Raw genomic sequence first — 16,045 nt, forward strand, 5'->3', positions numbered from 1 at the left:
ATAAATGTGCACAACCACCCTGTGGCGAGGGAGCTTGCTCCCGCTGGGGTGCGCAGCGCCCCCAAAGCCGGCGACTGCTGCGCAGCCGAGCGGGAGCAAGCTCCCTCGCCACAAAGAATCTGTTTGCAGCAGTTCTGGCGCGTGACTTGCTAGGGACTCAACCATCAGCAGTCAACGCAGACTGCCCTCTCACGACAAAGGCGCCGTGCGATCCCCGTTTTTTACGGAGGGTCGCAAGGCGCCTTTTTTTGTTTACAGGATGACGGATGGCAAGCCAAAACGTACGCAGCGTGTGTCCTTATTGTGGTGTGGGCTGCGGCATCATCATGCAGGTCGAACACAACAAAGTGGTCAAGGTGATCGGCGACAAGGCCCACCCCACCAACCTCGGGCGGCTGTGCACCAAGGGCACCACGTGCGGGCAGGCCATCGCAGACTCCGGCCGCATGGAGAGCGCCTATGTGCGCCAAGCCCGCGACCACGACCCGGTGCGCGTGGCCATGGGCAGCGCCATCAGCGAGACCGCCGCACGCTTGCGGCAGATCCTCGACACCCACGGGCCGCAGGCGCTGTCTTTCTATGTGTCGGGCCAAATGTCCCTGGAGGCCCAGTACCTGGCCAACAAACTCGCCAAGGGTTTTATCCGCACGCCCCATATCGAATCCAACTCGCGCCTGTGCATGGCCAGCGCCAGCAGCGGCTACAAATTGTCGCTGGGCTCGGATGGGCCGCCCGGCTCTTACGAGGACTTCGACCGCGCCGACCTGTTCTTCGTGATCGGCGCGAACATGGCCGACTGTCACCCTATCCTGTTCCTGCGCATGATGGACCGGGTCAAGGCCGGGGCGAAGCTGATCGTGGTCGACCCGCGTCGCAGCGCCACGGCCGACAAAGCCGACCTGTTCCTGCCCATCAAGCCCGGCACCGACCTCGCGCTGCTCAACGGCCTGCTGCACCTGCTGGTGAAAAACGGCCACACCGACCCGGCGTTTATTGCCGCGTTCACCGAAGGCTGGGAGGTCATGCCCGGCTTCCTTGAAGACTACCCACCGCACACCGTCTGCGAATTGACCGGCCTGGCCGAAGCCGACATCCGCAAGGCCGCCGACTGGATCGGCCAGGCCGCCGAGTGGATGAGCTGCTGGACCATGGGCCTCAACCAAAGTACCCATGGCACCTGGAACACCAACGCGCTGTGCAATCTGCACCTGGCCACCGGGGCAATCTGCCGCCCCGGCAGCGGGCCCTTTTCCCTCACCGGTCAACCCAATGCCATGGGCGGTCGCGAGATGGGCTATATGGGCCCAGGCCTGCCAGGGCAACGTTCGGTACTGGTGGAGGCCGACCGCGATTTTATTGAAGATCTGTGGCAACTGCCGCCCGATAGCCTGCCCCGCCAGGCGGGCGACGGCACCGTGGCGATGTTCGAGCAAATGGCCGCCGGGCAGATCAAGGCCTGCTGGATCATCTGCACCAACCCAGTGGCCAGCGTACCCAACCGCCGCACCGTCATCGAAGGCTTACAGGTCGCGGAGTTGGTGATCACCCAGGACGCCTTTCTCGACACCGAGACCAACCGCTACGCCGACATCCTGCTGCCCGGCGCCCTGTGGGCCGAAGCCGAAGGGGTGATGATCAACTCCGAGCGCAACCTGACCTTGATGCAAAAAGCCGTCGATGCGCCTGGTGAGACGTTGCCGGATTGGCAGATCATTGCGCGGGTGGCCTGCGAGATGGGCTTTGCCGACGCCTTCACCTACACCTGCGCCGCCGAGGTATTCGAAGAAATCAAACGCGCCTGCAACCCCAGGACCGGCTACGACATACGCGGCGCCAGCTACGCACGCCTGCGCGACAAACCACTGCAATGGCCCTGCGCGTCAGGCGACGCACCGGACCGCAACCCGATCCGTTACCTGGCTGAAGGCACGCTCACCTTCCCGACGGACTCCGGCAAAGGGCACTTCCTCCCCCGCCCCCATCTGTCGCCAGCGGAAATGCCCGATGAAGCCTTCCCCTTCGTGCTCAATACCGGTCGCCTGCAACACCAATGGCACACCCTGACCAAAACCGGCAAGGTAGCCACCCTCAACAAACTCAACCCCGGCCCGTTCGTTGAACTGCACCCCGAAGACGCCGCCAACCTGGGCATCAAGGACAAAGACGCGGTAGAAATACGCTCCCAACGCGGCCGCGCCGTGCTGCCCGCGGTGGTCACCGACCGCGTGCGCCCCGGCGACTGTTTTGCGCCGTTTCACTGGAACGATGTATTCGGTGAACACCTGGCGATCAACGCGGTGACCAACGATGCCGTGGACCCGATTTCCTTGCAGCCCGAATTCAAGTTTTGTGCGGTTGCCTTGAGCCGAGTTGATTTGATCGACCACCGGTTTCTGGATCTACAGCCCGCCGAACCCGTGATCACTGACGCACCCGCCCCCACCCTCACCTTGCTGTGGGCCTCGCAGACCGGCAACGCCGAAGCGCTGGCCGAGGGGTTTGCCAAGCGCCTGCGCGATGCCGGCATTGAAGTGGAGTCGAGCGCGATGGCGGACTTCCCCATGAGCAAGCTGAGTAGTCGGCAAACCCTGGCCCTGATCAGCAGCACCTTTGGCGACGGCGACCCGCCGGACAATGGCGAAAGCTTTTGGCGCAGCCTCAGCCATGCCGATACGTGCCTGGAGTCTGTGAACTACGCGGTGCTGGCGCTGGGCGATCCGAACTACGACCAGTTCTGCAACCACGGCAAACAACTTGACCAGCGTCTGTTGGCGTTGGGCGCCAGACGCGTGCTGGAGCGTGTCGATTGCGACACCGAGTTCGAAGAGCGCGCCGACGCGTGGCTCACGCAGCTGCAACAAATCCTTGCCCCGACAAAGCCCCTTGCGCCCGCCAAGCCGCCAGGCAAAACCAAGTTGGAAGGTTGTTCACTGGTACTCAACCGCAGGCTCAACCCCCACAGCGCCCACAAGGATACGCGTCAGTTTGCCCTGGACCTTGGCGGCTCCGAGCTGACCTACGAAGCCGGTGATGCACTGGGGGTGATGCCGCGCAACTGCCCTGAACTGGTCAGCGAACTGCTCGACCTTACACGCCTGGGCGGTGCAACCTGCGTGACCATCGACACCTTTGGTGAAGTACCGCTGCAACAGGCATTGACCCAGCACTTCGAAATCGCCCGGCCCAGCCAAGACACCCTGATGTTTATCGCCGAGCGCAGCCGTAATTGCGACCTTAAACACTTGCTGGAACCTGAGCGCAAAGCCGACTTGAAGAACTGGCTCTGGGGCCGCCAACTGGCGGATGTGCTACAGCAATACCCCATCGACTGTTCGGCGCAAGAACTGCTCGGCACCCTCAAACGCCTGCAACCACGCCTGTATTCGATTGCATCCAGCGCCAAGGCCCACCCGCAGCACGTGCACTTGACCGTGTCTGCCGTGCGCTACGGCAAGCGCAAAGGTGTGTCCTCGACCTTCCTGGCCGACCGCGCCGGCGACAGCGACGTGCCGCTGTTCGTGCAGCCCTCCAAACACTTTCGCACACCCACCGACGGCGACGTGCCGATGATCATGATCGGCCCCGGCACCGGTGTCGCGCCGTTCCGAGGTTTCTTGCAGGAGCGCCGCGCGCAAGGTCATCAGGGGCGTAACTGGCTGTTCTTCGGCGAACAACACGCCAACACTGACTTTTACTACCAGGACGAACTGCAAGGCATGCAACACGACGGCCTGCTAACGCACTTGAGCCTGGCGTTCTCCCGCGACCAAGCCGAGAAAATCTATGTGCAGGACCGCATCCGCGAACACGGCGCCGAGCTGTGGCGCTGGTTGCAAAACGGTGCGCAGCTGTATATCTGCGGCGATGCCAGCCGTATGGCTAAAGATGTCGACCAGGCCCTGCGTGACATCGCGCAAAGCCACGGCGGGCTTGGGGTTGAGGGCGCCGAGGCGTATTGGCGAGAACTGAGCGAGCAAAAGCGCTATCTGCGTGATGTGTACTGATTGGATACAGAACAATCACCTATTTGTATTGTGTACAAAAAACCCTAAAGATTTATCGATGCCGGGCCGAAACAACAGTGATAGCAGATCGCCAAGCCTCAGGCGGTCTGGCCGCCCTCTAGCTGATGGTCGTCTCGATGAAAATAAAAAATAAGCTTGTATTGGCTTTTGTCTCTGTCGCGTTTATCCCGGTAAGCCTGGTGGCGGTGATCTCCGTCATGAACACACGGACCCAGGCGGTGGACCAGTTCATCGACGGCAGCACGCGGGAGATTCGTCAGATCGATGGCAATATCCGCCAGTTCTTTGATGGAACCTTGCAGAACGTCGATCAACTGGCAGCCGATCCTGTATACACTTCAATTGACAGCCTCAAAGACTACCAACCTGCCAACGCCGCCAGCCAACCGATGCCGGCGCAGGCACAACGGGTCATCGAGCACTTCTCACGTTACGGCGCGACCCACCCCGCTGCCGCGATCCTGTCCATCGGCCTCGAAGACGGCACCTACGCCAAATGGCCCGATGACCCGCAACTGTCCAAATACGACCCGCGCACCCGCCCCTGGTACAAAGCTGCCATGGCCAGCCCCGGCAAGACCGTGCGCACCCCGGCGTATTACTACGACAAAGACGATGTGGCTTTGGTGGGTACTGCCCGGGCACTGCTGGATAACACCGGCAAGCCCAAGGGCGTGTTTGTGGTCAGCGTATCGCTCAAAAACCTCACCGAACTGCTCAAGAGCATCAAGCTGGGAGAAAGCGGCTACGTGATGTTGATCGAGGACGGCGTGGTACTGGTCGACCCGCGTGACGCCGGCCACAACTTCAAACCCCTCAAAGACCTCGGCGAGCCCTACGCGCACCTGGCCAACACGGCTCAAGGCTCGACTGACGTGGTGATCAATGGCGTGCGCTACATGGCCAATATCTGGACCTCGCCCGGCCTGGGCTGGCGTTATGTGGGGCTGATTGAATACAACGAGGTGATGGCCGAAGCCACGCGCATGACTTACCTGACCAGTGCGATTGTCGCGGTGCTGGTGTTGATCTTCGGGCTGATCGCCGCCGCGTTTTCCAAAGTGATCGTCAAGCCCATTGGCCAGGTCAGCACCGGTTTGCAATCGATCGCTCAGGGTGAAGGCGATCTGCGCCATGAGCTTAAGGTGCAAGGCAAGGATGAAACCGCCGAGCTGGCCGGTTGGTTCAACAAGTTCCTCGCGGCGATTCGCCAACTGATCCAGCATATCGGCGCTGCATCGACCAATTTGCAGAACGCCTCGAAGGTCAACAGCGAAGTGGCGCATAACATGAACGAAGCCGCCGGGCGTCAGCGTGAGGCGGTGGAGTTGGTGTCTACCGCGTTCAACGAAATGGTCGCCACGGCCAACGAGGTGGCGCGCTCGTGCAGCGGCGCCGCCGAATCCGCCGAGAACGGCCACCGGCGTGTGGCTGAAGGCAAGCAGCAGATTGAAGTCACCACCGATAACGTCAACCGCCTGGGCCGTCGCCTGACAGAGTCGTCCCAGGCCATGGTCGAACTGGAGGCCGGTAGCCGCAGTATCAACCAGATCCTCGGCACCATCCGCGCAATTGCCGAACAGACCAACCTGCTGGCCCTCAACGCCGCCATCGAAGCCGCCCGCGCAGGCGATCAAGGCCGTGGTTTTGCAGTGGTAGCCGACGAAGTGCGCGCCCTGGCCAAGCGCACGTCCGACTCCACCGGCGAAATCGAACAACTGCTCGGCACCCTGGAAAACAAGACCCAGGAAGTCACGCAAAAAATGGGCAGCTGCCTGGACCTGTCACGGGCCAGCGTGTCATCCATCGAAAGCGCACGGGACAGCTTTGAAGGTATCCAACTGTCGGTGAACGAGATCCGCGACCAGAACCTGCAAATCTCCGCCGCCGCCGAGGAGCAGCACAGCGTGGCCGAAGAGATCAACCGGCATATCCAACAGATCTACGACGAAGCGCGACTGGTGGAAAGCCTGGCCAACTCGGCACAGGACGACTCGGGGCGATTGTCGAACCTGTCAGATGAGTTGAATGGGTTGGTGGGGCGGTTCAAGTCCTGATCAAACCTGACCGCTTGAAATGCGGTCAAAGGTGGGAGGGGGCTTGCCCCCGATTGCGGAGTGTCAGGCGCTAGAAGAATTTGGATAGCGGTGTAGATACCCGTGCTGCGATGACGGTGTATGAGGCCCCCTTGCTGCTAACTCGAGCGCCGCTTCAAATGCTCATAAAACGCCAGCGCGGCGACGTTCTTGTCCTTGGCTTCGAGCATGATGTCAAAGCGATCGAAAAACTGCAGCGCGTAATCGTTGGTCCAACGGTTCCACATCTGTGCGCTGTGGGCGTACAGGTCGCGCTTGGAGATCACCTGCAACAGAGGTTCCATTTCCAGCTTGTGCTCGGCGTCGAAGCCCAGTTCCTGCAAGACTTCCTGCGGCTGGGAGTAGTGCATGGTCGGCCGCACGCCGCGCCAGCTGTCAATCACGCGCGCGACCCGTTCTGAGTGAGGGTCGATGTAGTCGTTTTCGTTGATCCAGCAATGGTGAATATCCAGCACCACTGGCGCCAGGTCGGCGACTTGCAGGCAGTGGTCCAGGCCGTAGGTCTTCTCGTCGTTCTCGAACGTGATGCAGTTGCGCGCCACTTCGGAAAGCCTCGCCCATACCGCACGGGTACCCTCCACTCCCAGGCGCCCGGCGATGTGCACGTTGCACTTAAGATCCTGGAACTGCCGGCCGTAGCCCATCATGCGGATCATGTCGGCATGGTATTCAAATTCTGCCAGGCTGTTTTCCACCACACCGGGGTTTTCTGAACCGAGCACGCAATATTGGCCGGGGTGGAACGATAGGCGGATATCCGACGCTCGCGCCAACTCGCCAATCGCGGCAAAACCTTCCTCCAGTTGCCGCACGATGGCCGGGTCGGTGTAGAAGGCAGCGACCTTGGGGTGGCTGTAGAACGGCAGCAAGTCGCTGCTCAGGCGCAACATCCGCAAGGTCGCCGGCAGCGTGGCGACATAGGCCAGCAAGCGCAACTGCGCCGCGAGGTTATGGGTGACCACCTCGACCAGCTTGTCGCGGGCCACTTGCGGCGTGACCCCGTCCATCCAGCGCAACGTGGTGGTACGCGGGTTGAACGGGCCTTCGATCAACTTCAGCGCACTGGCCGAAAGCAGGCGTTCGGGATGCTTGTATTGGCATGCGAAGCCGATGCGAGGGTGGGTCATGGGAGCGCCTGGCGAGGAGAAGTTGAGCAATGATACGGCGTTAGTCCCGGCGCCTCCCAGCGGGTTCATAATATTTCGACACGAAATACCCTGAACTATCTGACGAACACAGGGCTCCCTTGCAATGCGTTGCCCCATCCCTGGGGCGTTGTACTACAAGGAGCCGCCGCCCTCATGACTACCCTACCCCTCTATCGACCCGGCCCAGGGCCGCTGCATGCGACCTTGCTCGCCGGCACCGTGCCGTTGTTTCTCGGCGCGTTGCTCAGCGACATTGCCTATACCCAGACCTACCAGATTCAGTGGGCCAACTTCGCCTCCTGGCTGATCGCCGGGGCGTTGGTGTTCGGTGGGTTCGCGTTTTTGTTCGCGCTGGTCAATCTGTTTCGCACCGGGCTCAGGGCCGGCCGGCCCGCACGCTATGTGCTGCTGCTGTTGGCCGCCTGGGTATTGGGCCTGGTCAACGCGTTCCAGCATGCCAAGGACGCCTACGCCTCGATGCCTACCGGCCTGGTGTTGTCGGCCATCGTGTTGGTGCTGACACTGGCAGCCACCTGGACCGGCTTGCGTAGCGGAGGTGTCAAATGAAAACATCTTACGCATTGAGTTTGTTAAGCGCGGCACTGCTGCTGACTGCCTGCGGTGGTGAGGGCGACAAGACCCAGGCCCGCGGCCCCGACCCCAAGCTGCCGGCGCAACAAAGCAGCCTGCTGCCTAGCATGAAAATCGCCGAACCCGCGCCTTGGGGCGATCAGAAACCCAAGGTTCCTGAAGGCTATAGCGTTACCGCGATCGCCACTGACCTGGCCATCCCACGCCAAACCCTGGTGCTGCCCAACGGTGACATCCTGATCGCTGAAGGCCGTGGCGGCAGTGCGGCCAAACTCAAGCCCAAGGACGTGATTGCCAGCCTGATCAAGGCCGAGGGCAACACCAAGGTCAAAGGCGGCAACCGTCTGACGTTGTTGCGCGACGCCGACGGGGACGGCACCTATGAACTGAAGACGGTATTTGCCGACAACCTCAACGCGCCCTACGGCCTGGCCTTCGCCAACAACAAGCTCTACGTGGCCAACCAAGACGCATTGGTGAGCTTCGACTACGCCGACGGCCAGACCAAGGCCAGCGGCCCGCCGTCCAAAGTCACCGACTTACCGGCGCAGATCAATCATCACTGGACCAAATCCCTGGCGGTGAGTGCCGATGGCAGCCAGCTCTATGTGGGGATCGGCTCCAACAGCAACGTCACCGAACGCGGCATGGAAGTGGAGATCGACCGCGCCATGGTCTGGCAGATCGATGCCGCCACCGGTGCGCACAAGCCCTACGCCACGGGCTTGCGCAACCCGACCGCGCTGACCATCCAACCCGACACCGGGCAACTGTGGACGGTGGTCAACGAGCGTGACGAACTCGGCCCCGACCTGGTGCCGGACTACCTCACCTCGGTACGTGAAGGCGCCTTCTACGGCTGGCCCTACAGCTATTGGGGCCAGAACGTCGACCCGCGCGCTCAACCGCAAAACCCGGCCAAGGTCGCCGCTGCTATCAAGCCGGATTACAGCCTGGGCTCACACGTGGCAGCGCTGGGAGTGGACTTTTCGATCCCGCAGATGGGCGACCGATTTGCCGATGGTGTCTTTGTAGGCGAACACGGCAGTTGGAACCGCGACAACCCGGTGGGCTACAAGGTGATCTTCGTGCCATTCAGCAATGGCAAGCCGTCCGGTGAGCCTATCGACTTCGCCACGGGCTTTCGCGGCGATGATGGCAAAACCCGTGGGCGGCCGGTGGGGGTGACGGTGGACCCCAAAGGTGCGCTGATTATTGCTGATGATTTGGCCAATACGGTGTGGCGGGTGACGCGTAACCAGTAACCTAGAACGTTGCGTTGTGCGCAGTCCAAATGTGGGAGGGGGCTTGCCCCCGATGAGGGAGTGTCAGTTTACATACCTGTAACTGACACTCCGCCATCGGGGGCAAGTCGAACCGTCGCACCGCCCCTCCCACATCTGGTCCTGTGTAAACCAGACATCGGGTGAGTAGCCCAGCGAGCTGTTACAAATCCGTGATTTCCTTGTGACGCGGCACCAGCGTCTTCATCACGCTCCACGCCACCAGATACGCCAGCGCACAGATCGCAAACATGATCATGTAACCGGTGTGGATATCATTGACGGACTTGTAGTAGTCAAACACCCACCCACCAATCTTGGTCATCACCACACCACCCAGGCCTCCAGCCATGCCGCCAATACCCACTACGGACGCCACGGTTTTCTGCGGAAACATGTCGGACACCGTGGTGAAGATATTGCACGACCACGCCTGGTGCGCCGAGGCGCCCACGCCGATCAGCAGTACCGGCACCCAGAAGCTGATATAGCCCAACGGCTGCGCCAACAACACCACCAGCGGGAACAAGGCGATCACCAGCATGGCCTTCATTCGCCCGTCATACGGTGCATCACCGCGCGCCATGAAATAGCTGGGGAACCAGCCCCCACCGATACTGCCCACCATGGTCATGCTGTACAGCACCGCCAGCGGCATCACGATGTCGGCGCCTTTCATGCTGTACTGCGCCGACAGGTAGGTAGGCAGCCAGAACAGGAAGAACCACCACACGCCGTCGGTCATGAACTTGCCGAAGGCAAAGGCCCACGTCTGGCGATAGGTGAGCAACTTGAACCACGAGACTTTCTTCTGCACCGCAGCCGCTGGTGCCGGGGTGAACGGTTGTACGGGGGAGTCACTGCGGATATAGGCCAGCTCTTCGGCCGACAGGCGCTTTTGCTGATCGGGTTTTTCGTAGATGGCCGCCCACACTGCGACCCACACGAAGCCGAGCATGCCGATCACCATAAAGGCCGCTTCCCAGCCCCACATCCCCGCAATCAATGGCACGCAAATCGGCGCCAGGATCGCGCCAACGTTGGCCCCGGAGTTGAAAATGCCAGTGGCCAGGGAGCGTTCTTTCTTGGGGAAGTATTCGGCAGTGGCCTTGATCGCAATCGGGAAGTTACCCGCCTCGCCAATCGCCAATACCGCACGCGACAACATAAAGCCGGCAATCGACACCGGAATCACCGCCAGGCCAACCGCCGTGCTGACCGCCGCGATGCCCTCGCCCATCTGCACCGAGAACGCATGCATGATCGCGCCAGTAGACCAGATCCCAATAGCCACCACGTAGGCCGCCTTGGTGCCGATCTTGTCGACAAAGCGCCCGGCGAACAGCATGGAAATGGCGTAGACGAACTGGAACACAGCCGCGATGTTGGCGTAGTCGGTGTTGCTCCAGCCAAATTGCGTGGACAGCTGCGGCGCCAGCAGGCTCAGCACCTGGCGGTCGAGGTAGTTGACGGTGGTGGCGAAGAACAGCATCGCGCAGATGGTCCAGCGATAGTTGCCTACCGCCTGGCCAACGCGATGGGCGTTGATGGGCTCGTTCAAGTTCATGGCATCACTTTTTATTTTTGTTAGGTAGGACATATGTAACGTCATATGTCGTCGTACAACTGTGGCTTTTATATCTAGGTGGCAGAACCGTGTCAATCTGAAATATAGGGTTTTCAGGCATACACCGAACATAGTTGTAGGACGACAATAGCCACACACTGAAAATGTTGCCGTCCGCCGGAAAAAATCGAAATTAGCGGTGAATTATTTCGTGTCAGCTTGTATCTGAACTGACAGAGCGGTGCCATCGCGGCGATGGCACCTCCCCTGTTCAGCTTTAGAGTAGTCCCCATGAAATCTCGCAAGAAACGCGTCAACCCCATCGGAATCAATGACATCACCATTGTTGACGACGCCAAGATGCGCAAGGCGATCACCGCCGCCGCACTGGGCAATGCCATGGAATGGTTCGACTTCGGCGTCTACGGGTTTGTCGCCTATGTACTGGGCAAGGTGTTCTTCCCCGACGCCTCCCCCAGCGTACAAATGATCGCCGCGCTGGCAACCTTCTCGGTGCCCTTCCTGATTCGCCCTTTGGGCGGCCTGTTCTTCGGCGCATTGGGGGATAAATACGGGCGACAAAAAGTCCTCGCGGCCACCATCGTGATCATGTCCCTGAGCACCTTTGCCATCGGCCTGATCCCCGGTTATGCGTCGATTGGCATCTGGGCGCCGATCCTGTTGCTGCTGTGCAAAATGGCCCAAGGCTTCTCGGTAGGCGGTGAATACACCGGCGCCTCAATCTTCGTCGCCGAATACGCACCAGACCGCAAACGCGGGTTCCTCGGCAGTTGGCTGGACTTCGGCTCCATCGCCGGTTTTGTGCTCGGTGCGGGCGTGGTGGTGCTGATCTCCAGCGTATTGGGTGAAGCCGATTTTGAAGCGTGGGGCTGGCGCCTGCCGTTTTTTCTCGCCCTGCCACTGGGCATCATCGGCCTGTACCTGCGTCACGCGCTGGAGGAAACCCCGGCGTTCCAACAACATGTCGACAAGCTCGAACAAGGCGACCGTGAAGGCCTGAGCCACGGCCCCAAAGTGTCGTTCAAAGAAATCGCCACCAAACACTGGCGCAGCCTGTTGACCTGTATCGGTATCGTCGCAGCCACCAACGTGACGTATTACATGTTGCTCACCTACATGCCGAGCTACCTTTCGCACAACCTGCATTACAAAGAAAACAGCGGTGTACTGATCATCATCGCGATCATGGTCGGCATGCTGTTTGTGCAGCCATTTATTGGTTTTGTCAGCGACAAGATCGGCCGCAAGCCCTTCATCATCGCTGGCAGCATCGGCCTGCTGGTGCTGTCGATCCCGGCGTTCATGCTGATCACCAGCGGCAAGATCGGCCTGATCTTCGCGGGCTTGCTGATCCTCGCCGTGGTGCTGAACTTCTTTATCGGCGTGATGGCGTCAACACTGCCGGCGATGTTCCCCACCCACCTGCGCTACAGCGCATTGGCCAGTGCCTTCAACGTCTCGGTGCTGATCGCCGGTGTTACCCCGACCGCCGTTGCCTGGCTGGTGGAAAGCACCAACGACCTGTTTATGCCCGCCTACTACCTGATGGTGTTTGCCGTGGTCGGCCTGATCACGGGCCTGACCATGAAAGAAACCGCCAACAAACCTCTGCGCGGCGCAGCACCAGCTGCTTCGGACATGGAAGAAGCCAAGGAATTGCTGCAAGAGCATCACGACAATATCGAGCAGAAAATCGAAGACATCGACGCCGAAATTGCCGAGTTGGAAGCCAAGCGCCAAAACCTGGTGCAGCAGCACCCGCGCATCAATTAAGCCCTGACTAACGGCGTGGCGACTCACGTCGCCACGCCGTTAGTCAGTTCGTGCCCAGGGTGCACTCATCGTTACGCCGCGGCGGCCGATAAACGTAGATAGTCTCTTGCAGCTTCGCCCTGCGGTAATCCATGCCAAATACTCCTGCTCCGATCGTGTGCCCCCTCTCCAACCGCACCAGCCTGTCACTGGCACGTGCGTCGCTGTTCAAGTTCGTGGCCTTGCTGGCGGGTGTATTTGTGCTCACCAGTTATTCGCTGGTGTACCTGGCCAACGACCTGGACCGCACCGAAGACGTCGAGAGCGCGTTCTACACGCGCAAAGCCGTGCAATCTTTGGAAAAATCCCTGCGTCTGACGGTCAAGGACTACGCGTTCTGGAGCGACGCCTACCGGCACTTGCACCTGACGGTCGATCAGGATTGGGCCTTCGTGCGCCAAAATGTTGGGCCTACGCTGTATGACGACTTCGGCTTTCAGGGCCTGTTCGTGGTCGATTCACTCAACCGCACCGTTTACTCAGTCATCGAGGGCGAACTCAAACCGGTACAACTGAGCACCTGGCTCGGCCAGCCGATCGACGCCATCATCGAGCAGGCACGCGCCGGTGCCGCCAGCGAAAGCCCCGTCACGCAATTCATTAACGTGCGCGGCAGCCCGGCCTTGATCGCTGCGGCGGCCATCACACCCGGCACCGACCCAACCGTCACCTCCGACAACCGCCCTGCTTCCGTGCTGATGTTTATCGACATCCTGGACAACGCCAAGCTGGCAGCGATCGGTAACGAATTCGGCTTGGATAACCTGCACATCGATAACCCAGAAGAGCCCGACAATCATCAAGTCGTTCCGTTGGGTGAGAATGGCACCGCCGGCCACCTGCACTGGCAACCGGAACGGCCCGGCCTGCGCCTGCTGAGCCTGGGCTTGCCGATGATCGGCCTGACGGCCCTGCTGGTGGCGCTGATGACTTGGGTGATTTTGCGTCGCACCACGGCCAGCGCCGTCGCCCTCGACAGCAGTTACGCGTCGTTGCAAACCAGTCAAAGCGCATTGGCCACCAGCGAGGCGCGCTTTCGCGATGTGGTCGAAGCCAGTTCAGACTGGGTGTGGGAGATCAATGACGCGGGCCTTTTCACCTACTTGTCCGAGCGTTTTGAAAACGTCACCGGGCTCGCCCGGCAAACCTGGATTGGCGCCGAAATCAACGCGCTGCTGCACACCGAAACCGGCCTGTTGTCTGACTGGCTCGCCACCCCCAGCCGCCGCCAGGACCTCAGCGTGCTGTGCCGCTACGTGGATGCCGGCGAGCATGAACGCATCACGCGACTGTCGGCCCGGGCCATGCCAAACGGCGGTTTTCGCGGCACCGCCACCGATGTCACCGAAGAAGTCGAAGCACGCCGGCGCATCGAGTTTTTGTCCCGCCATGACGCCCTGACCGGTCTGCCCAACCGCACGCGCCTGAAGGAGTTTCTTGACGGCAGGCTCAAGGCCGCACCCACCGCCGCCCACCCGTTGGTGATGCTCAGCCTGGACCTGGACCGCTTCAAACCGGTGAATGACTTGCTAGGGCACGCCGCCGGCGATCGCGTGCTGCATGAGGTGTCGAACCGCCTATCAGCCTGCGTGCGCCATGGCGATCTGGTCGCGCGGGTCGGCGGCGATGAGTTCGTCTTGATCCTCACCGACGTGGGCTCCCAGGCTGAAGTCGAAGCCCTGTGCCGCCGCGTGATCGACTCGATCGAGTCGGCGATTACCATCGATGAACAAGAAGTGTTTGTCAGCGCCAGCATCGGCATCGCCATGGCCCCCACCGATGCCTGCGAAGCGCCGGAACTGCTGCGTTACGCCGATATCGCGCTGTACGAGGCCAAAGCCGCGGGGCGCAATACCTGGCGGTTTTATGCCATTGACATGAACGCCCGCATCATCGAGCGCCGCAGCCTGGAAAGCGACTTGCGTTACGGCATCAAGCACGGCGAGTTGCGCCTGCACTTTCAACCGCGCTACCGCATTGCCGATGGGCAGATGGTGGGCGCTGAAGCCCTGGTGCGCTGGCATCACCCCAAGCGTGGGTTGATCGCGCCGGACACCTTCATCCCGATTGCCGAAGAGTCGGGCCTGATTCTCGCACTCAGCGACTGGGTACTCAGCACTGCCTGCGCGTGCGCGGCCAGTTGGCCGGGCAACCTGTTTGTGTCGGTGAACCTGTCTTCTTGCGAGTTCAAGCGCGGCAACCTGGTGGAGCGCGTCAGCCAAACACTGGCAAGATCGGGCATTGCGCCACACCGCGTAGAGCTGGAGATCACCGAAAGCGTCATGCTCGAAGATGCCGACGGTGCCCTTGAGATTATGCAGACGCTCAAGGCACTCGGGGTGCGCATTGCCATGGACGATTTCGGCACGGGTTATTCGTCCCTCAGCTACCTGCGCTCGTTTCCCTTTGATGGGTTGAAAATCGACCGCAGTTTTTTGAGCCGTCTAGTAGAAAGCGATGACGACAAAGCGATCATTCAGGCCATTGTGGGGCTAGGTCGCGCCCTGGCCCTCACTGTCACCGCAGAAGGCATCGAAACCGCCGAGCACCTCACGCTGCTCAAGGCCGTGGCCTGCGATGAAGGCCAAGGGTTTTACCTCAGCCGGCCGCTGGACCTGGCCACGTTCAATGCCTTGCTTGAAAGCGAGCCCAACGTGCTGGCCCGCCTCAGCTGAAAAACTGACTCGGCGTCTTGCCAAACTGTTTCTTGAACATGCTGGTAAAGGCGCTGGGGCTTTCGTAGCCCAGCTCCAGGGCCACGTCGATGATCTTGTGCCCCACCGCAATGCGCTCAAGTGCCAGCAACAAGCGAGCTTGTTGGCGCCATTGGCCGAACGTCATGCCGGTTTCCTTGCGAAACAGGCGCTGGATGGTTTTCTGGTCCAGGTCCAGGCGTTCGCTCCAATCGGCTACGGTGGAGGCATCCCCAGGCTCTTGCTGCAACGCGTTGCAAATACGGGTTACGCGAGGGTCGGCAGGTTGCGGCAGCGACAGCGGCAACGCCGGCAGCATCGCCAATTCGTCGAGGATCAGGTGCATGATCCGCGCATCACGCGAGTCTTCGGCGTACGGCGGTTTCAAGCTCACCGACGCCTTGATCAACTCGCTCAGCAAGGGCGAGATGCTGACCGTCTTCGGTTCGCAGGGCATATTCGGGAAGCGATCCGGGCGCACAAACACGCTGCGCATTTTCAACGTGCCGACACAGCGCAGCGAATGCACTTGCCCGCAGGGCATCCAAATGCCGCGATTGGGTGGCACGGTCCATTGGTTGAGCGCCGAGTACACCACCATCACGCCTTCGATGGCGTAGAGCAGTTGATGCTTCTCATGGCTGTGGTCGGGGATCACCCAGTTTTCGGGATAATCGGTGGCCGAACTGATCACTGCCCAGTCGCCTTCGTTGATCTCCTGCAGAAATTTATCCAGTGATTTGATAGTTTCGCCCTTTTTGCGATGATTACTGCCCGAATTTCGCGAGACAGGCATTTGCTGCAAATCT

9 protein-coding genes and 1 pseudogene are annotated in these 16,045 nt (G+C 60.6%); 7 read left to right on the forward strand and 3 right to left on the reverse strand.

All coding sequences use genetic code 11. The features are described 5' to 3' along the window. Positions 1-266 precede the first annotated feature (266 nt). From ICY20_RS27480 to ICY20_RS28535, 3 genes and pseudogenes are all read left to right on the forward strand, one after another. On the forward strand, positions 267-4,004 hold the full coding sequence (locus ICY20_RS27480) for a bifunctional nitrate reductase/sulfite reductase flavoprotein subunit alpha (protein ID WP_194939160.1): 3,738 nt from the start codon (positions 267-269) through the stop codon (positions 4,002-4,004). A gap of 218 nt (positions 4,005-4,222) precedes the next feature. Further along, positions 4,223-5,179: pseudogene (locus ICY20_RS28530) on the forward strand (cache domain-containing protein); the annotation flags it as partial. Between the two features lie 198 nt (positions 5,180-5,377). Further along, positions 5,378-6,082 (forward strand): methyl-accepting chemotaxis protein, encoded by a 705-nt coding sequence (locus ICY20_RS28535; protein ID WP_437182539.1) that lies wholly within the window; start codon positions 5,378-5,380, stop codon positions 6,080-6,082. A gap of 137 nt (positions 6,083-6,219) precedes the next feature. Here ICY20_RS28535 and ICY20_RS27490 read toward each other — a convergent pair whose 3' ends face one another. Next, positions 6,220-7,248: an apurinic/apyrimidinic endonuclease family protein gene (locus ICY20_RS27490; RefSeq protein WP_159961077.1), complete on the reverse strand. Its 1,029-nt coding sequence runs from the start codon at positions 7,246-7,248 to the stop codon at positions 6,220-6,222. Between the two features lie 174 nt (positions 7,249-7,422). Here ICY20_RS27490 and ICY20_RS27495 point away from each other — a divergent pair, with 174 nt between their 5' ends. Together ICY20_RS27495 and ICY20_RS27500 are read left to right on the forward strand one after the other, a co-directional pair. Next, on the forward strand, positions 7,423-7,836 hold the full coding sequence (locus ICY20_RS27495; RefSeq protein ID WP_159961075.1) for a DUF2231 domain-containing protein: 414 nt from the start codon (positions 7,423-7,425) through the stop codon (positions 7,834-7,836). After that, the gene (locus ICY20_RS27500; protein ID WP_194939162.1) at positions 7,833-9,125 is read left to right on the forward strand and encodes a PQQ-dependent sugar dehydrogenase; all 1,293 of its coding nucleotides are present in this window, start codon (positions 7,833-7,835) and stop codon (positions 9,123-9,125) included. The genes ICY20_RS27495 and ICY20_RS27500 overlap by 4 nt, the downstream gene beginning before the upstream one ends. 181 nt (positions 9,126-9,306) lie before the next feature. Here ICY20_RS27500 and ICY20_RS27505 read toward each other — a convergent pair whose 3' ends face one another. After that, positions 9,307-10,710: an MFS transporter gene (locus ICY20_RS27505; RefSeq protein ID WP_159961071.1), complete on the reverse strand. Its 1,404-nt coding sequence runs from the start codon at positions 10,708-10,710 to the stop codon at positions 9,307-9,309. Positions 10,711-11,001: 291 nt separating this feature from the next. Between ICY20_RS27505 and proP the strand changes: the two genes are divergently transcribed. Then, complete coding sequence (gene proP / locus ICY20_RS27510) at positions 11,002-12,504, forward strand: glycine betaine/L-proline transporter ProP (protein ID WP_159961069.1); 1,503 nt, start codon at positions 11,002-11,004, stop codon at positions 12,502-12,504. 131 nt (positions 12,505-12,635) lie between these two features. Continuing rightward, positions 12,636-15,218, forward strand: a complete 2,583-nt coding sequence (locus ICY20_RS27515) for a bifunctional diguanylate cyclase/phosphodiesterase (RefSeq protein WP_194939163.1) — start codon at positions 12,636-12,638, stop codon at positions 15,216-15,218. On the opposite strand, the gene ICY20_RS27520 is transcribed toward ICY20_RS27515, so the two are convergent. Then, positions 15,211-16,032, reverse strand: a complete 822-nt coding sequence (locus ICY20_RS27520; RefSeq protein ID WP_159961164.1) for an AraC family transcriptional regulator — start codon at positions 16,030-16,032, stop codon at positions 15,211-15,213. The two genes, ICY20_RS27515 and ICY20_RS27520, sit on opposite strands and share 8 nt — an antisense overlap. Positions 16,033-16,045: the final 13 nt, after the last annotated feature.

Source organism: Pseudomonas pisciculturae, assembly GCF_015461805.1.
Classification (GTDB): Bacteria; Pseudomonadota; Gammaproteobacteria; order Pseudomonadales; family Pseudomonadaceae; genus Aquipseudomonas; species Aquipseudomonas pisciculturae.